This window comes from Hyphococcus formosus (assembly GCF_046736345.1).
Taxonomy (GTDB): domain Bacteria; phylum Pseudomonadota; class Alphaproteobacteria; order Caulobacterales; family Parvularculaceae; genus Hyphococcus; species Hyphococcus formosus.
Genome location: NZ_CP157210.1, coordinates 1,973,138 through 1,989,111, shown reverse-complemented (window position 1 = coordinate 1,989,111; position 15,974 = coordinate 1,973,138). Strand labels below are relative to the sequence as shown.

The 15,974-nt window shown below is 55.1% G+C and carries 19 protein-coding genes; 16 read left to right on the top strand and 3 right to left on the bottom strand.

What is annotated here, in order from left to right:
* Window positions 1-104: 104 nt before the first annotated feature.
* A complete protein-coding gene (locus ABFZ83_RS09095) occupies window positions 105-443 on the bottom strand; it encodes a hypothetical protein (protein WP_411816235.1) in 339 nt (112 codons plus the stop codon).
* 78 nt (window positions 444-521) lie between these two features.
* Here ABFZ83_RS09095 and ABFZ83_RS09090 point away from each other — a divergent pair, with 78 nt between their 5' ends.
* From ABFZ83_RS09090 to ABFZ83_RS09025, 14 genes are all read left to right on the top strand, one after another.
* On the top strand, window positions 522-1,799 hold the full coding sequence (locus ABFZ83_RS09090) for a DUF2336 domain-containing protein (protein WP_411816234.1): 1,278 nt from the start codon (window positions 522-524) through the stop codon (window positions 1,797-1,799).
* A 204-nt stretch (window positions 1,800-2,003) separates the two neighbouring features.
* Complete coding sequence (locus ABFZ83_RS09085) at window positions 2,004-2,708, top strand: AAA family ATPase (protein WP_411818819.1); 705 nt, start codon at window positions 2,004-2,006, stop codon at window positions 2,706-2,708.
* A complete protein-coding gene (locus tag ABFZ83_RS09080) occupies window positions 2,705-3,307 on the top strand; it encodes a hypothetical protein (protein WP_411816233.1) in 603 nt (200 codons plus the stop codon). The genes ABFZ83_RS09085 and ABFZ83_RS09080 overlap by 4 nt, the downstream gene beginning before the upstream one ends.
* A 328-nt stretch (window positions 3,308-3,635) precedes the next feature.
* Window positions 3,636-4,118 carry a Na+/H+ antiporter subunit E gene (locus ABFZ83_RS09075; RefSeq protein WP_411816232.1) on the top strand — a complete coding sequence of 161 codons (483 nt, stop codon included), beginning with the start codon at window positions 3,636-3,638 and terminating at the stop codon, window positions 4,116-4,118.
* A complete protein-coding gene (locus ABFZ83_RS09070) occupies window positions 4,118-4,402 on the top strand; it encodes a monovalent cation/H+ antiporter complex subunit F (RefSeq protein ID WP_411818818.1) in 285 nt (94 codons plus the stop codon). Before ABFZ83_RS09075 ends, ABFZ83_RS09070 begins: the two co-directional genes overlap by 1 nt.
* Window positions 4,399-4,746 (top strand): monovalent cation/H(+) antiporter subunit G, encoded by a 348-nt coding sequence (mnhG, locus tag ABFZ83_RS09065; RefSeq protein ID WP_411816231.1) that lies wholly within the window; start codon window positions 4,399-4,401, stop codon window positions 4,744-4,746. Before ABFZ83_RS09070 ends, mnhG begins: the two co-directional genes overlap by 4 nt.
* Complete coding sequence (locus ABFZ83_RS09060) at window positions 4,724-5,332, top strand: DUF4040 domain-containing protein (RefSeq protein ID WP_411816230.1); 609 nt, start codon at window positions 4,724-4,726, stop codon at window positions 5,330-5,332. Before mnhG ends, ABFZ83_RS09060 begins: the two co-directional genes overlap by 23 nt.
* Window positions 5,332-5,772: a Na(+)/H(+) antiporter subunit B gene (locus tag ABFZ83_RS09055; RefSeq protein ID WP_411816229.1), complete on the top strand. Its 441-nt coding sequence runs from the start codon at window positions 5,332-5,334 to the stop codon at window positions 5,770-5,772. Before ABFZ83_RS09060 ends, ABFZ83_RS09055 begins: the two co-directional genes overlap by 1 nt.
* Window positions 5,773-5,783: 11 nt before the next feature.
* Entirely contained in the window at window positions 5,784-6,542 is a 759-nt protein-coding gene (locus tag ABFZ83_RS09050; protein ID WP_411816228.1) for a sodium:proton antiporter, read from the top strand.
* A complete protein-coding gene (locus ABFZ83_RS09045) occupies window positions 6,539-8,044 on the top strand; it encodes a monovalent cation/H+ antiporter subunit D family protein (RefSeq protein WP_411816227.1) in 1,506 nt (501 codons plus the stop codon). Before ABFZ83_RS09050 ends, ABFZ83_RS09045 begins: the two co-directional genes overlap by 4 nt.
* Entirely contained in the window at window positions 8,041-9,549 is a 1,509-nt protein-coding gene (locus ABFZ83_RS09040; protein WP_411816226.1) for a monovalent cation/H+ antiporter subunit D family protein, read from the top strand. Before ABFZ83_RS09045 ends, ABFZ83_RS09040 begins: the two co-directional genes overlap by 4 nt.
* Window positions 9,549-9,827: a hypothetical protein gene (locus tag ABFZ83_RS09035; protein WP_411816225.1), complete on the top strand. Its 279-nt coding sequence runs from the start codon at window positions 9,549-9,551 to the stop codon at window positions 9,825-9,827. Before ABFZ83_RS09040 ends, ABFZ83_RS09035 begins: the two co-directional genes overlap by 1 nt.
* Window positions 9,814-11,547, top strand: coding sequence for a Na(+)/H(+) antiporter subunit D (locus ABFZ83_RS09030; RefSeq protein ID WP_411816224.1), 1,734 nt, complete (start codon window positions 9,814-9,816; stop codon window positions 11,545-11,547). The genes ABFZ83_RS09035 and ABFZ83_RS09030 overlap by 14 nt, the downstream gene beginning before the upstream one ends.
* A 138-nt stretch (window positions 11,548-11,685) precedes the next feature.
* Window positions 11,686-12,144 carry a helix-turn-helix domain-containing protein gene (locus ABFZ83_RS09025; RefSeq protein WP_411816223.1) on the top strand — a complete coding sequence of 153 codons (459 nt, stop codon included), beginning with the start codon at window positions 11,686-11,688 and terminating at the stop codon, window positions 12,142-12,144.
* On the opposite strand, the gene ABFZ83_RS09020 is transcribed toward ABFZ83_RS09025, so the two are convergent.
* Window positions 12,097-12,498 carry a SufE family protein gene (locus ABFZ83_RS09020; protein WP_411816222.1) on the bottom strand — a complete coding sequence of 134 codons (402 nt, stop codon included), beginning with the start codon at window positions 12,496-12,498 and terminating at the stop codon, window positions 12,097-12,099. The two genes, ABFZ83_RS09025 and ABFZ83_RS09020, sit on opposite strands and share 48 nt — an antisense overlap.
* A 206-nt stretch (window positions 12,499-12,704) precedes the next feature.
* Here ABFZ83_RS09020 and ABFZ83_RS09015 point away from each other — a divergent pair, with 206 nt between their 5' ends.
* Complete coding sequence (locus ABFZ83_RS09015; RefSeq protein WP_411816221.1) at window positions 12,705-13,316, top strand: hypothetical protein; 612 nt, start codon at window positions 12,705-12,707, stop codon at window positions 13,314-13,316.
* 60 nt (window positions 13,317-13,376) lie between these two features.
* Here the strand turns inward: ABFZ83_RS09015 and ABFZ83_RS09010 are convergent, their stop codons facing one another.
* Window positions 13,377-14,447: a hypothetical protein gene (locus tag ABFZ83_RS09010; RefSeq protein ID WP_411816220.1), complete on the bottom strand. Its 1,071-nt coding sequence runs from the start codon at window positions 14,445-14,447 to the stop codon at window positions 13,377-13,379.
* A 244-nt stretch (window positions 14,448-14,691) separates the two neighbouring features.
* Here ABFZ83_RS09010 and ABFZ83_RS09005 point away from each other — a divergent pair, with 244 nt between their 5' ends.
* Window positions 14,692-15,939, top strand: coding sequence for a sensor histidine kinase (locus ABFZ83_RS09005; protein ID WP_411816219.1), 1,248 nt, complete (start codon window positions 14,692-14,694; stop codon window positions 15,937-15,939).
* Window positions 15,940-15,974: the final 35 nt, after the last annotated feature.

The window sequence follows — 15,974 nt, the reverse complement described above, 5'->3', positions numbered from 1 at the left end:
AACGAAAAAGGCGCTCCCGAGGGAGCGCCTTTTTTGTTTCTCTATTTTCTTTGCAAAAATGGCAGGGGCCGGTCATCCGGGCCCGCTGCCGGATTTACCCGGCATTAATATTCGTTACGTTCGCCTAAAATTCGGCCGCCATCGCTGGGCACTGGCGTTGTGTGCGAACATTCAAGATATCCCTGACGCCAGCCCATCCGATAGGCCTCATCGTTCTTAAAGGCATAGGCATCGCGGGTTTTATCGGTCGAAAAGCTTTTGTCTTCTTCTGTCGCAGTCGAACATCCATCGGCGTAGCCGGAATGATAGCCCGGGGCTTCACGAAGGGCCTGAATGTCTGCGGTTGTGGTGCATGCGCTCAGCCCAAGGGCGGAAATCGCGGTAATCGCGACCAATTTTGTCGGGCGCGCGAAATTGGCGGGACGGAAAAGGGAAAAAATCACGGGTTTTTGGCTTTCCTGGCTACGTTTTAAGACCTTAACACCGCAAATCCATGAGGTCTTGGAAAACCTATGTGAAAAATGAAATCCATCGTTAAGGGTGTTCCGGTTACAACGGTTCGGAATGAAACAGGTGAACCGCTGACGATGAGCGAATTTGAAACGACAACCGAAGCCGAGCCAACGGCGTCAATTGATGTGGAAACCATGCTTACGCCGCTGGCCCCGTCTGGGCCGTCGGTGCGGGCGCTCATGGTGCGCAAATTGACCGATATCGTCGTCCTGCCGACGGCGAGAATATCGTCCAATGAACGCGCGCTGGTTGCAGATATCCTTTTACAGGTGCTCGACAAGGTCGAAGAAAGTCTTCGGATTGAAGTTGCACAACGGGTTGCGCGGGTTTCGGAATGTTCACCGGTACTGGTCCGCATGCTGATGCTCGACGAGCCGGCGGTTGCCGAAAAAATCTTGAAAGGCGCAGAGTCCCTCCCTGAAGAACTATTGATCGAAGCGGCCCGCGAAGGCACGACGGCCCATCGCGTCATGATCGCCCAGCGCTTGAATGTGACGACGTCTGTCGCCGATGCCTGTTTGAGCTTTGATGAAATTGACGTGTGCAGAGCATTGCTCAAGCGCGATGACTGCGAATTGTCGCCAAACGCAGTCAATAAACTTGTTGCGATGAGCGCCGTTCATAAAGAACTGCAAGGGCCTTTATTGCGCCGGCAGGAACTCGAACCGGCTCATGGTTTTGTTATGTTTTGGTGGGTGGACGCAGAGCGCCGCCGCCGCGTTCTGACGCGCTTTGCGCTTGATCGGTCAATTATCCAAGACGCCTTGGCGGATCTTTATCCACGTGTCTTTCGCGGCGGTGACAATGATCAAATCGTCAAGGATATTCTTATTCTTGCGGAGCGTCGCCATCGCCCGCGCGGCGTTAATGGCGAGCCGGTATCAATGGATGTGGTCAAGCGGACCTTGGCGGCGGCATGCAAATATCCGGCGGAAGAAATTATCGATGCTGTGGCGATGATCGGCGGCGTTAGCCGCGTTCTTGCGGGCCGCATCTTGCGCGATGCCGGCGGCGAGCCATTTGCGGTTCTGTGCAAAAGCCTTGGTGTTCCGCGTGGGGACTTTTTCGATTTCCTTGCGGACGCAGCGGAAGGCGAAGAAGCAATCAAACACGCAGAACATTTGTTGGGCGTGTTCGATTCAATGCCCCGTGACTTTGCCCGTGCGGTTCTGCGGTATTGGGATTGGGATACCAATCCACGCATTGCCTATATCACGCGCATGATGGCAACGATCGCAGACGACCTGAATATCTTTGAACTGGGCGAAGTAAAATCCTTCTCTTAAGTCTCATTTAAGAGGTTTGGGCTATACAGATTACAGCGCTGGCGGCGACCTTGCGTATCTAGGTTGCTGCCGGCGTTTCTTTTTATTCCCGATAATTTAAACAAAATTTTCATCTCGCTTAACGCGCTGTGTTAATACGCGCCGTGCCATAACCACGATCGTCACAAGGAATGTGATTTTTCGGGAGGGCGCATGCTGTCATCGATGCGAGTTATCGTTTTCGCGTCGCAAAAAGGTGGATCGGGCAAAACGACTTTGTCAGGGCACATTGCGGTCGAAGCGGAGCGTCAAGGCGCGGGACCAGTTGCGTTGATCGACACCGATCCGCAAGGGTCGCTGGCGAAATGGTGGAATGTTCGGAAAGATCCGACACCTGCCTTTATTCAATCCGTGTTTTCAAACCTGTTTTATGATCTCGATAGCGCCCGGGCCGAAGGGTTTAAACTGGTTGTTATTGATACGCCCCCTGCGGTGACGCGGGCGATTTCAGAGGTGGTCAGTTTCGCCGATCTGGTCGTTGCGCCAACCCGGCCCAGCCCGCATGATTTGCGCGCTGTGGGCCCAACGGTTGATATCGCCGAAGCGCGCGGTAAACAGCTTATCTTTGTGGTGAATGGCGCAACGCCCCGTGCACGGATTACTGCCGAGGCGGCGGTTGCGTTGTCGCAACATGGTACGGTCGCGCCCGTGACCTTGCATCACCGGGTTGATTTCGCGGCTTCGATGATTGATGGCCGAACCGTCATGGAAATCGATCCATTTTGCCAATCGTCGCAGGAAGTTTCTGCGCTTTGGAAATATCTTCACGAACGCCTTCAGCGTGCGGAAAATGGCTATCGTGCGCAAGAAGATCAGGGCGGCATTGCGAACCCTCATAACCGCATCTTCGGACGCAGGGCGGCGCAATGACAGCATATGCGCAAAATGCATCCGGTGGCGGATTCGCGTCGCTGACGTCGAGCCTTTTGGCCCGCAAGGGGGAGGCGCTGCCGGCCGTTGACGCCGTCGCCCATGAAGGGGTCGATATTGATATCCGGCCTGTTCAGGCAGCCAAAAGTGCGCCCGCACATATTTCGTATAATGAAGAAAAAACCGAAGAGCGCCTGATGCCGGAGCAACAGCAATCAGTGCGATTGGTTCATTCGGGGCAGCCTGCGCAACAAACCGACGTGCCCGATATCTGGTCACTGCCGCGGGCACCCCGCCAACGGGTGCAAGCCGGTCGGCCAGTGATGAAGCGCGCGCCTACCAAGCCGGCGACGCCGAATGGTCCTTATCGTGATCTTTTAAATCGAAAAGCGACTGTGACGCTTAAAATGCCATCGCTCGATTTGGTCCGGCTTCGGATCGCTGCGCGGGATTTAGAGATGTCTTGCCAGAGCATTATTATCGAGGCGCTTGAATGTTATCTTGATGCCAATGGTGTGCCCCGGGATGATAATGACCCTGAAATCCTGCGCGAAACCGAGCGCATGATTAAGCGCGCCCGCAGCCGGCGACAGCGCTAGTTCGGATTCCGTACAGATTAGTTTTTGCACTGCACAATTCCGCCGGGCGTAACCGAATGACCGATGGCGCGCGCGAAATAGGGCGTACGGGGAAAACGATTCACCCAAGCCGCGCTTTTCGGCATTCAACCCGTTGATTTCTGCGTAGATTCTGCGAAATTCCCGTCGTCTCGAGTCGTTGCGGCATTTTTTGCTCTCGACCCTGTCCATGCGGATATTGTAACGAGACATTTGAGTCTTCGGGCCAATGGTTTCTCGGGCCCGTTTTCAGTCGGCAGCGCCATTCGCGAGAATGGCAAGGGTGATGAGAGGTTCCTGAAAAGGGCTGATGGGGCGTTTTATAATCCTCGTTCTGGCGCTCGCAGCATTATGGCTGCTGTTGTCAGGCTATTTCGACCACCCGCTATTGCTGACCTTCGGGACGGGGTCAGTTCTGTTCGCTGCGTGGTTGGCGCGCCGGGCATCGGTCCTTGATAATGACAGTGTCCCTGCAAGCCTGTTCCCCGGCATTTTGGCCTATTGGGTCTGGCTGGGCGGCGAGATCGGCAAAGCCAATCTCATGGTCATGCGTCAGGCCTTAGCCGTTGAGCCCAAACTCTCGCCGAAGCTTTTCACCGTTCCCAATCCGCCGCGCAGTACCGTTGGCAAAGTGACCTTTGCGAATTCGATTACCCTGACACCGGGTACGGTTTCGGTCGATCTGCGCGAGAACGAAATTCTGGTCCATGGCCTGACCGAAGAGCTATGTGACGTGGCGGCGATTACCGATATGGGCAATCGCGTGGCCCGGACCGAAGGTGCCGTAGAATGATGTTTGCGACCGCAATTGCCGCCATTATTGGCGCGATGGTGTTGGCGCTGGTCCGTGCTTTTGCCGGGCCGTCGCTCTATGACCGGATTTTGGCCGGTAACTCCTTTGGTACGAAAACAGTGCTTTTGCTGGGGCTGATGGGCTTTGTGACTGGCCGTCCAGATTTTCTCGACATCGCGCTTTTATATGCGCTGATCAATTTCACCGCGACATTGGCGATCTTGCGTTTCTTCTCTTACCGCAAAGACCCCGCTAAAGCGGAAGCCAAGGGAGGCGACGCATGAATCTCGATTGGGCGTTGATCCTCGACATTGCATCATGGGGCTTTTTCCTGGTGGGCGGCCTTGCGGTGCTTTCTGGCGCGATTGGCCTTGTGCGGTTTCCCGATTTTTATACGCGGATCCATGCCGCTGGCGTCACCGATACGGGCGGCGCGGAATTGATATTGATCGGCATGCTTTTGCAGGCACCCACATGGATTGTTGCGGTCAAGATCGTTTTCATCGGTGTCTTTTTGTTTTTGACATCGCCGGTGGCGACCCATGCGATTGCCCATTCGGCCTGGATGGTCGGCTTCAAGCCGCTACAGGGCAGTGAGCTCCGCTATGATGGAGACGACAATGAGTGATCTCGGGCTTTCTTCAACGGTGTTTCTCGATCTTGCGCTTTTGACCATGCTGGTGCTGGTTGCGATTGGCATGCTCCGGTCACGGCATTTGTTCGCGGTTGTCATGTTGTCGGGCATCTATTCACTATTGTCGGCGGCGTTTTTCGTCTCGCTTGATGCGGTCGATGTGGCCTTTACCGAAGCGGCGGTTGGTGCCGGTATTTCAACGGTTCTGATGCTGGGCGGGATGTTGTTGACCGCGCGGCGCGAAAAACCAAAGACCCCGGGTCGTGCGCCTGTTGCGCTGGCCGTGGTTTTTGCAGCGGGCGCGGCGCTTGTGTACGCGACCATCGACATGCCGGCCTTTGGTGATCCGAATGCACCGGCCAATAACGCCGTAGGCCAGCAATATGTCGAGCAAACCCCGAATGACATCGCGGTACCGAATATCGTGACGGCGGTTCTGGCGAGCTATCGGGGCTTTGATACGCTCGGCGAAACCATGGTGATTTTCACGGCGGGTGTTGCGGTGATGCTTTTGCTCGGCGCGGGCTCCGTGCGCGGCGGCCGCGAGGTTTCTGACGTCAAGAAGGAGGGGGATGAGTAATGGACCACCTGATCCTTCGTGTAGCCACAAAGCTATTATTTGCGCCGATCATTTTGTTCGCGCTTTATGTCCAGTTTCATGGGGATTACGGCCCCGGCGGCGGCTTTCAGGCCGGTGTGATCTTTGCGGTCGCATTCATCCTTCATGCCTTCGTTTATGGGCTTGATGAAACCAAAAAGGTTCTGCCGCAAAAGGCATTGGTCATCGCCATGGTGGTCGGTGTTCTTTTCTATGCAGGGACGGGCGTTGCGACCATGCTTCTGGGCGCAAACCTTTTGGGGTATGACGCAATCGTACCGGAATCGACCCACCATGCCGGTCAGCATTACGGCATTCTTTTGGTGGAGTGGGGCGTGGGTGTGACCGTTGCGTCAACCATGCTGACAATTTTCTATCAGTTCACAGGCCGCGAGCCTGATATCGACCAAGAAGATTGGTAGGCGCAGCGCAAATGGATAATTGGCTCCTCTTTATTTTGGAACGCTATAATTACTGGATCGTCATTACCCTGATGATGACCGGTCTTTATACGGTGTTTGCGCGCGGCAATCTGGTCAAAAAGATTGTGGGTCTGAATCTGTTCCAGACATCTGTTTTCATTTTCTACATTACCATCGGCAAGATCACCGGCGGCACGGCTCCGATTTATATCGGCGGCGAGTTAGACCATGGTGGCGGCCACGAGGAAACGCCCATTCATGACGCGGAAACCAGCGTTCATGAAATGAGTGAAAAAACCGGCGAGGGTGCTGCTGCGCTTCATTCGAAGATCGACAACACCCACGCCAATGAGCTCAAAGACGCAATAAAACAAGCGCCAGCAGAAGCGCATGGAGACACATTGCACGACGCGCCGAACCATCTGGATAGCGCGAAAATCTCGAATGAGGTTCTGTCATCGGCCGATAAACATGCACAAAGCCAAGGGTTCGATATCGCGGCTGAGCATGGTGCCGACGCTGGTCACGGCGTTGCCGAGGCGGGCCATGCGGGCGCGGATGGGCTGCATCACGCGACCGAGATTATTTATTCCAACCCGCTGCCGCATGTCTTGATCCTGACAGCGATTGTGGTCGGCGTTGCGACAACGGCTGTGGGCCTTGCGCTCGCGGTTCGTATTCGCGAGGCCTATGGCACGATCGAAGAGGACGAGCTTGAGGCCGCTGACGATATTGCTGAATTTGGCGAGACCGAAGGGGTCGCCGCATGAGTTTGATTTCTCAACTTCCCGTATTGCCGGTAATCGTGCCATTGACGATGGCACCGATCACATTGCTTTTGCCAAAGGGGCGTCCCGCCTGGGCTTGGGCCACATTGGTCAGCTGGCTGACCTTTGCGGCCAGTGCTTGGCTTTTGAGCGAAGTCGCCGATGGCGGTATGATTTCCTATTTCCTTGGGGATTGGGCACCGCCACTCGGGATCGAATATCGCGTTGATCTCGCCAATGCGCTGGTGCTGTTGCTGGTCTCGGGGATCGCCGCGATTACCTTCCCCTTTGCCTATCGTTCGGTCCAGCTCGAGGTCGATGAAAAGCAGACGCCGTTATTTTATGGTGCGCTTCTCATTTGCATGACCGGTCTTTTGGGTGTGACGGTTACCGGTGACGCATTTAACGTCTTCGTGTTTCTCGAAATTTCATCGCTTTCGACCTATGCGCTTATCGCCATGGGGGCCCGTCGTGATCGCCGCGCCTTGACGGCTGCGTTCAACTATCTGGTGATGGGGACGATCGGCGCGACGTTCTTTGTGATCGGGATTGGTCTTTTGTATCAGACCACCGGAACGCTCAATATGGCCGATCTGCATGAGCGCCTATTGGGACTTGATAACCGGATGGTGCAGGCGGGCTTTGCCTTCATCCTTGTGGGTGTTGCGCTCAAACTCGCGATGTTCCCGATCCATCTCTGGCTGCCAAATGCTTATACCTATGCGCCATCGGCGGTGTCGGCGTTCGTTGCGGCGACGGCCACCAAAGTTGCGGTCTATGTTCTGATCCGTTTCTTCTTCTCGGTGTTCAATTTCGACTTCGCCTTCCTTGGGGCGTCCTTCCAATATGTGTTGTTGCCGCTCGGCCTTGCGGGGATGTTTATCGCGTCTTTCGTTGCGGTCTTTCAGGACGACGTAAAACGAATGCTCGCTTATTCATCGGTTGCCCAGATCGGCTATATGTTGCTCGGGATTTCCTTTGCGACGGTCGAAGGCGTCAGCGCGACATTGGTCCATATGTTCAATCACGCGCTGATGAAGGGCGCGTTGTTCATGGCCGTTGCCTGTGTGGTTTTGCGCGCCGGATCTCATTCCATTCAGGCCTTTGCCGGTCTGTCGAAACGCATGCCTTATACTACATGGGCCTTTTTGATCAGCGGTCTTTCCCTGATCGGTGTGCCGCTGACGGTTGGATTTGTTTCTAAATGGTACCTGCTACAGGCCGCATTCTCTGCGGGCCATTGGTATGCAGGCTTTTTGATCGTGGCGAGTTCGCTGATCGCGCTCGTTTATGTTGGCCGGATTGCTGAAATGATGTTGTTGCGTGAACCTGCGACCGAGGGGCGTTATGTCATCCCGAAAAAGGATGCGCCTTTGTCGATGTTGATCCCGATGTGGATTTTAGTGGCGGCGAATGTGTATTTCGGTCTGCGTACGGACCTTACGGGCGATCTGGCGACCCGCGCTGCTGAAACGCTTATGCTCACGGCCGGAGGCGCGCCATGATTTCTCCCGGTCTTGCTATTCCGCTAACCTTGGCTTTGCCGGTTGTTGGCTGCCTTCTGATCTGGCTGCTCGATAAACAGCCAAATCTGCGCGAAGCAGCGACCTTGATCACGGGCGGTCTTTTGCTGCTCTTGGTGATTACTGTTTTCGGTGCCGTCGGCGAGGGGCAACGCCCCGGCTATGAACTCTTTGAAGTCATTGACGGCCTGCCGATCTCATTTCAGGCCGAACCGTTAGGCGCGATGTTTGCGCTGATTGCTTCGGGGCTTTGGCTGGTCAATTCGGTTTATTCCATCGGCTATATGCGCGGCGGCAATGAGAAACATCAGACCCGCTTTTACATGTCCTTCGCCGTTGCGATTTCTGCGGCCATGGGCGTTGCCTTTGCGTCTAATCTGTTCACGCTCTTTATCTTTTATGAAGTGCTGACGCTTTCGACCTTCCCATTGGTCACCCATAAAGGCGATGACAATGCGCGGCGCGGCGGCCGGATTTATCTTGGCGTCTTGATGGCGACCTCTATCGGCCTGTTGCTTCCGGCGATTGTCTGGACCTATGCGATTACCGGCACCAGCGAATTCGCGGTCGGCGGTATCTTCGCTGATCATGCCGAGGCGGTTGGGCCGATTGCCGGTGTCCTTCTCGGGCTTTATGTTTTCGGAATCGGTAAAGCGGCCTTGATGCCGGCGCATCCATGGTTGCCGAACGCGATGGTCGCGCCGACGCCTGTTTCTGCATTCCTTCATGCGGTTGCGGTCGTGAAGGCCGGTGTGTTCTCGGTCCTTAAGATCGTGATCTATATTTTCGGTATCGACTTTCTGGCGGATACCGGTGCCTCGACCCCCTTTATGTGGATTGCCGGTTTGTCGATCCTGCTCGCCTCGGCGATTGCGATGCATAAAGACAATCTCAAAGCGCGGCTGGCCTATTCGACCGTATCCCAGCTTTCTTATGTGACGCTTGGGGCGATGCTCGCAACGTCCATGGGCGTGATGGGCGGCGCGACCCAGATCGCGGCGCACGCACTCGGTAAGATGACGTTGTTCATGTGTGCCGGTGCCGTCTATGTGGCCCATCACAAAACGCTGATTTCTGAAATGCGCGGCCTTGGGCGGGTGATGCCGTTTACGTTTGGTGCGTTCTTTATTGGCGCGATGTCGATTATCGGTCTGCCGCCGCTGGCGGGTTCATGGCCGAAATTCTTTTTGATGCTCGGCGCGGCCGATGCGGGACAGCTCGCGATCATTGCGATCTTGATGATCTCGTCGATCCTCAATGTGATCTATCTGTTATCGATTCCGGTTCAGGCATTTTACATGAACCCCGCCGAAGGCGACGCCAAACCCCAAGGGGCGGGCGGTGCCGGCATTCAATGGGGTGCCCTCAAAGAAGCACCGATCCTTTGTATCGCGCCGCCGCTATTCACGGCGACCGGGGCGTTCATCCTCTTCTTCTTTGCAGACCCGCTTTATAAATTTCTCCTACCGTTGATCGGGGGGCAGTAATGGCTGACCATAAACATTCAGACGACAAAGGCGGCTGGGCGGACAATCCGACCTTCATTCGCATCTTTCTTGGGGTTCTCGTCGTGTCGAGTATCGGCGCGGCGCTCGCCGGATTTGTCGGTGCCTGGCACAACCCGCATCCGCATTTCGAAGTCGAAAGCTGGGGCGTGTTCTTCGCGGTTTGGGGCTTTGCCGCATTCTTTTTCATCGTTATGGCCGGCCAGCATTTGCGCAAACTCGTAGGCCGCAAAGAGGGTTATTACGATGAACGCGAGTAGTTTCATGTCGCTGTTTGCTGATAATCCTGCGGTTATCCTGACCGTTGGCGGGCTGATGTGCCTTGCGATTCCGCGCCATCTCGCCAGTGTGGTGCTGCTGATCGCGACCGCGCTGTCGGCGATCAAGCTCTATACGCTCGGCCTTGGTGAATATGGCGCGATCTCGCTATTTGGCGAGCAATTGACGACAGTGCGGCTTGATCCGATGTCGCGGCTTTTCGCAATTGTGTTCCACATCGCGGCGGCCCTAAACATTATCTATGCGTGGGGGCAAAAAGACCGTGCCCAGAACTTTGCGACGCTGGCCTATCCGGCGGCGGCGCTTGGGGGCGTTCTCGCCGGTGATTTGATCACGCTCTTCTTCTGGTGGGAGATGGCGGCGATCACATCGGTCTTTCTGGTTTGGGCACCGGGCACGCGCGTTACCTATCTTTCAGGCATGCGCTATCTGTCGATCCAGATCTTGTCGGGTGTCTTGTTGCTTGCCGGGGTGGTGCTGACCTATCGCGAAACGGGCTCGCTCGCCTTTGATTTCATCGGTCTGCGCGATGCGAATGGCGTTGTGAAATTCTCGGCCTTGGTCATGTTCCTCGCCTTCGGGATCAAATCGGCGTTCCCGCTTCTTCATAACTGGGTGCAGGACTCCTATCCGAAATCGACCATCAATGGCGCGATTATCCTTTCGATCTTCACCACCAAGCTGGCGGTGTATTCACTGGCGCGGGCATTCCCCGGCACGAATGAGCTGATTTATATCGGCGCAGTGATGACGATCTTCCCGATCTTCTTTGCCTTGATCGAAAACGATCTGCGCAAGGTTTTGACCTATTCCATCAACAACCAGGTCGGCTTTATGGTTTGCGCCATTGGCCTTGGCGCGATTAACGGCGCGGTTGGCTACGCATTCGGCAATATTATCTTCGAAGGTCTGTTGTTCATGGCCCTCGGAGCGGCGATGTACCGGACCGGCACATCCAAAGCGACGGAACTGGGCGGCCTTTACCGCACAATGCCGATCACCATGGGGCTTTGTATTATCGGCGCGTTGTCGATTTCCGCCTTCCCGGGCACGCTTGGTTTTGTCACCAAAGGCCTCATCATTGATGGCGCGGCGGGTGCGAATTTGTTCTGGATCTGGCTGACGCTGCTCTTTGCTTCTGCTGGCGTTCTTGAACATGCGGGTATCAAGATCCCGTATTTCACCTTCTTTGCCCATGATAGCGGTAAGCGGCCAAAAGATGCGCCGATGGGCATGATGATCGCCATGGGAATCGCTGCGGTCATGTGTATTGGCCTCGGTATCCATCCGGACCCGCTCTATGCGCTGTTGCCGGATCAGGAGCAGATCGCCAATTACCATCCCTATACGGCCTATCACATTGTTGAACAGCTTCAGCTATTGCTCTGGGCGGTCTTGGCCTTTGCGGTACTTATCCTGATCAAATGGTACCCTGCCGAAGTACCATCGACGAATCTCGATAGTGATTGGTTCTACCGGGTGCCGGGCCGGGCATTTTTAGGGTGGGTCAGTGGTGCGTCGCGCGCAACGTGGAACGCCCTATGGGGGATTTTCGCAGGCCGGGTGCACGCAATAATGGCACGCATTTACGCTGTTCACGGCCCAGAGGGGCAATTGGCACGCTCTTGGCCGATTGGCTTTATGGCGCTGTGGGCCGCAGTTTTACTTGCTTTTGTCTTGATCTTGTCATTCCTGGCATAATCATCAGTGGGCGTGGTTTATGGTTAAGCCTTAACGGGACTTAAACCACGCTCGAAAACTTATCCTCAACTTGTATATATCTCTTATCTTATTCTCGATTGTTGTCGTTTTGGCAGCACTGCTAGATGGGGATAAGGCATGGCGAGAAAGACAAATCGATTTTCACAAAGCGCGAACCGATTAACCGCGCGCATGGCCAAGGAAATTGTATGCGAGGCATACGGATTTCCGCATTCAGCACTCGTATCAACGATGCGCGGCGAGGCGCTTCATGCACGGGCACGGCAGGTGGCGATGTATTTGGCCCATGTGGTTGGTCAATTATCGCTAAATGAGGTGGCGGAACATTTCAGTCGTGATCGTTCGACTGTTTCTCATGCTTGCGTCAGTATCGAAGACAGCCGCGACAGCCCGATCATTGATCTGCAAATAGAATATATGGAAAAGCGGTTTCGTCAGCGATTGCGCGACGGGGCCCGACAAGGGTTGTTCAAACAATCCGTACCGGTCGTTGAACATAAAGCCGTGGGCGTCGAGATCGAGCCGGGCTTACCCTTGAGCGGAAATTGCGCGAATGCGCGCGATCATCGAATGTAGGCCATTTGACCGCTGTGGTGTCAGATGGTCTTTCAAATCAAAAGGCGCTAGCTCCGCCTCAGGATCAATCGCGGTTATTTCACTGACCGTTTTACCGGAATAGAGCGCGATCAACAGGGCAACCAGCCCCTTGACAATATGCGCATCCGAATCGCCCTTTAGATAAAGCTTATCGCCGTCCCGAATCGCATGCAGCCAGACCTGACTGGCGCATCCGCGAACCTTATGGGCTTCATCGCGGAATTCCTCCGGATAGGGTTCGAGATTGCGACCAATATCAATGAGATATTTATATCGCTCGTCCCATTCGTCGATGAATTCAAAATCGCTGCGGATGTCGTCAAAACTTGTCATGGCGGTCACATAAGGCTTGTAGCCCGGCACCGCAACCGGGCGCTTTTGTGCATGCTATTTATGGCCAACCGGCTGGCGGATATACCGAATAACCGGCCTTGAACGGGCCGATAGCCCGCCGCGGGCAAACTTGTTCAAATGGCCGCCATCCGCTAGTCTATGGTAAATGCCCATAGGGTCTTGGGGGCCGGGGTGGGGGTCTTGGTATGAAGTTCTTCGGTAAAGGCGACAAAGCCCGAATGGGCGCAAAGTCATGCGACCACCCGCTCTATCGTTGTGGCCATTGTGGTGAAACCGGCTGCCAGAGCAGGGATTGCGACAATCGCCAATTTCAGGAAGCTGATTTATGCCGTGACTGCGGCCGGTCATGGGAGATGATTCCTCTCGGCGGCGCGGAAACCAATGCGCCGACGGCGACCCGTCCAGCGCCGGCAAAGACATCGAAATCACTGCCAAAACTTCCCTATACGGAGATTGTTCTCGGCACCATGCTGGTCGTGACCATTGTGGGCTTTGGGCTTTTCGCCAAAAGTCGCGATGGATTATTCGCGGGCCTTGAGCCCCGTGCGCCGGTGTCATCGCCCGTTGCGGCCAAGGCAAAAACCGTTAGCGGCGATGTTTGCGGTTGCTATGACGAAGCCATGCGGTTGAGCGGCAAGGGGCTGAGCGTTGAGTCCTCACATTATAAAACCGGGTTTTTGATGTGCCGCGAATTTTTCGGCGTTGATGGCGGTGATGCGTGGACGGCCGGATGGAATGCCCGGCGCACCGCAAAAGCCTATGAAGCGTCGTGTAAAAGCTATCGACGAAAAACCTGAATTCGGTGCAACAAAAAAGGCCGCGCAATTGCGCGGCCTTTTGTTTGTGTGCGGTTTATTTTAGCTACCGTCAGCGCCGGCAACCCAACCGGTGCAGGTCGCGACATCATTTAACCCATGTTCGCCAAGGCAAAATGCCTCTTCATAGGGGGTGCGCGTTGCGGCGATACATTGATCGAGCGTTAGCTTGGCCATGGAAAGGCAGCGTTCTGACTTGGTGTTGCGCGCATAAACTTCGACGATTTTCGGATTGAGCGTGTCGGTGGAATACCGCGCGGCGAGGTAAAGAATACGGTCGATGACCACTTCGGCATTCTTTTCGGTCACCCGCGCTTCGCCGGATGTCGCGCCCCAATCGGCCGACCAGGTTTCAGTCGCACTGGCAAGCGATGGTGCCATCACCCCATTATTCGAGGGATGGGTGAAGGTCGGCATCGCCGGTTCGGCGCGGCTACGGCGATAATCCGCCGCCTCGGTGATGCGGGTCTGGCTCGGGGAAATGCGTTGCTTGCCCCAACTGGTTTTTTGCATGGCATAGGCTTGGGTCTTGAACGACTCGCCCAGAGCCGAAATCCGAGCGCCATCTTGCACCGCCATCGAAAGCACTGCATCGACTGCCGGTTTCGTTCCTTCCAGTTCGCGAAGGAAGGACGGATTTGCCGAAATATTCGACATCAGTCCGTCAATCCCGCCCAGAATGCCTTTCCGCTTTTTGGTCTTTTTCTTGAGCTCTTTCTCAAGGGCCTCGGCAAAGTCGGGCTGGTCCGCCACAACAAGCGCCGCATAGGCAACCCATCCGGCAGCGAGCTTGTCTGGCTCATGCCCCGCAAGGCGGCGATGCGCCTCGCGCGTGACTTCTGCGTTTTTAAACGGCATCGCTTCGATCGCCGCCACATCCTCGCGGTAACGAATGTAATTTGCGGCGGCGCGTTCAAGCGAATTATCTTTTGGCTGGGCCAATGTATCGGCGGCAACCCCGGTGGTTGCGAAGCCAGCCATCAATGCGACGGCAAGCGCATAGGGGCGACACGCCGATCGGCCGGCGCGGGGCGTTTTGGATTTTTTCATTGGCGATGAAGAATTTCTTCGCGCAATCAACATCTTACGCGGCCCCAACTTGTTACGCGACATAGATTACTTCTCCCAAGTGGCGGTGTTTTAGCATATCCGCCATCCTATGGTTCGATTTTTTAAGACTGCGCTGACCACACTAGCTGAATTATTATCAAATTCGACCGGTTTGCACCGTGATACACCCCTTTTTCGTCGTTTTTCCAGTTTATCTTTTATTAACGTCAATTAGCGCATGGTGAAGCCCGTTAACGAATCAGCGCGGGTAGTCCATTCTGGGCTGCGCTCAAAAACCGGAATGATAATGGCTTTGAAACTGCCATCTTTTTTGACAGCAATCACCGGCAAAAATGGCGGAAAGCCTGGCGTTTCATGGCATTCAAGCGATGGCGACCCGGTTCTTGGCATTGATGATGACGGCATTATCACCGCCGCGACGAGCGCTGCGGAAAATCTGGTTGGCGGAAAATCAGGCCCGATTGGCCGTTCATTTGTTGAATATATTGCGCGGGATGATCGCTCAGTTGTTAAGGAAGCAGTAACCCGCGCCCGCGACGCAAAAATTGGCGCGGCAACCATTCGCGTTTCGGTGCGCTTATTGGCCCAAGCGGGCGAAAAAACCAAGAACGGATTGCGTTTCGTCGAGCTTTCTTTTTCCAAAAACGCTAGCGGACTGGCCATATTGATGCGCGACCGCAGCGAAGAATTGAGCGAGCGCCGCAATGCCAATATCGCGGCCGAAGCAGAAACGGGCGTATCGGCTGAATTGCTGGCTGATCTTGGTCACGAACTGAAAACCCCGTTGAATGCGATCATGGGTTTTGCCGAGACCATGCGGACCGAAACTTTTGGGCCGCTCGGCCATAAAAAATACAACGAATATGCAGAGCTGATTCATTCATCCGGCGGTCATCTGTCGGAACTGATTTCTGCGATTCTGGACCGCGCAAAATTGGCCGCGGGTCGTTATGAGATCGCGCCGGTTTTGACCGCGCCGGGCCCGCTTGCGAAAAGCTGCGCCGAAATGGTTCGCGGCGAAGCGGAAAAGGCGGGGCTGTGTCTCAATATTGATATTGATGATGATCTGTCAGAGACCATGCTCGATTGCCGTACGGTCAGGCAGATTTTGATCAATCTCTTATCGAACGCCGTGAAGTTTACGGCCAATGGCGCAATCGGTCTTGATGTGCGGGAAACCGACGGGACGATTTCATTCACGGTTTCCGATACCGGTGTCGGCATGAGCCAGATCGCGCTTGCGCGATTGGGTGAGCGTTTTACCGACATGCATAAAAACGGCGTACGCGGAACAGCGGGAACGGGCCTTGGTCTGTCACTCGCATTTGCACTTGCCAAATTGCATGGCGGGACCTTGTCGTTGAGTTCCATCGAGGGCGAAGGGACGGCTGCGACGCTGACATTGCCGGTTGCAAAAACCACCGAAGAGTTAGCCTCATCCGGGGTGTCCGCTGCACGCGCCGCTGACATTCAGAGCCAGCTTGACCGCGTTGCGCAATATCGGCGAGAGCGCCTCGGGAAGAGCGCTGCATAGGCCGGATCTTAACCCGGTGTTCATGCTTATTATGC

Excerpts from the sequence above, each read along its gene's own strand:
- ABFZ83_RS09090 (WP_411816234.1), top strand. The coding sequence starts at position 522 with ATGAAATCCATCGTTAAGGGTGTTCCGGTTACAACGGTTCGGAATGAA.
- ABFZ83_RS09085 (WP_411818819.1), top strand. The coding sequence starts at position 2,004 with ATGCGAGTTATCGTTTTCGCGTCGCAAAAAGGTGGATCGGGCAAAACG.
- ABFZ83_RS09080 (WP_411816233.1), top strand. The coding sequence starts at position 2,705 with ATGACAGCATATGCGCAAAATGCATCCGGTGGCGGATTCGCGTCGCTG.
- ABFZ83_RS09075 (WP_411816232.1), top strand. The coding sequence starts at position 3,636 with ATGGGGCGTTTTATAATCCTCGTTCTGGCGCTCGCAGCATTATGGCTG.
- ABFZ83_RS09070 (WP_411818818.1), top strand. The coding sequence starts at position 4,118 with ATGTTTGCGACCGCAATTGCCGCCATTATTGGCGCGATGGTGTTGGCG.
- mnhG (WP_411816231.1), top strand. The coding sequence starts at position 4,399 with ATGAATCTCGATTGGGCGTTGATCCTCGACATTGCATCATGGGGCTTT.
- ABFZ83_RS09060 (WP_411816230.1), top strand. The coding sequence starts at position 4,724 with ATGATGGAGACGACAATGAGTGATCTCGGGCTTTCTTCAACGGTGTTT.
- ABFZ83_RS09055 (WP_411816229.1), top strand. The coding sequence starts at position 5,332 with ATGGACCACCTGATCCTTCGTGTAGCCACAAAGCTATTATTTGCGCCG.
- ABFZ83_RS09050 (WP_411816228.1), top strand. The coding sequence starts at position 5,784 with ATGGATAATTGGCTCCTCTTTATTTTGGAACGCTATAATTACTGGATC.
- ABFZ83_RS09045 (WP_411816227.1), top strand. The coding sequence starts at position 6,539 with ATGAGTTTGATTTCTCAACTTCCCGTATTGCCGGTAATCGTGCCATTG.
- ABFZ83_RS09040 (WP_411816226.1), top strand. The coding sequence starts at position 8,041 with ATGATTTCTCCCGGTCTTGCTATTCCGCTAACCTTGGCTTTGCCGGTT.
- ABFZ83_RS09035 (WP_411816225.1), top strand. The coding sequence starts at position 9,549 with ATGGCTGACCATAAACATTCAGACGACAAAGGCGGCTGGGCGGACAAT.
- ABFZ83_RS09030 (WP_411816224.1), top strand. The coding sequence starts at position 9,814 with ATGAACGCGAGTAGTTTCATGTCGCTGTTTGCTGATAATCCTGCGGTT.
- ABFZ83_RS09025 (WP_411816223.1), top strand. The coding sequence starts at position 11,686 with ATGGCGAGAAAGACAAATCGATTTTCACAAAGCGCGAACCGATTAACC.
- ABFZ83_RS09020 (WP_411816222.1), bottom strand. The coding sequence starts at position 12,498 with ATGACAAGTTTTGACGACATCCGCAGCGATTTTGAATTCATCGACGAA.
- ABFZ83_RS09015 (WP_411816221.1), top strand. The coding sequence starts at position 12,705 with ATGAAGTTCTTCGGTAAAGGCGACAAAGCCCGAATGGGCGCAAAGTCA.
- ABFZ83_RS09010 (WP_411816220.1), bottom strand. The coding sequence starts at position 14,447 with ATGTCGCGTAACAAGTTGGGGCCGCGTAAGATGTTGATTGCGCGAAGA.
- ABFZ83_RS09005 (WP_411816219.1), top strand. The coding sequence starts at position 14,692 with ATGGCTTTGAAACTGCCATCTTTTTTGACAGCAATCACCGGCAAAAAT.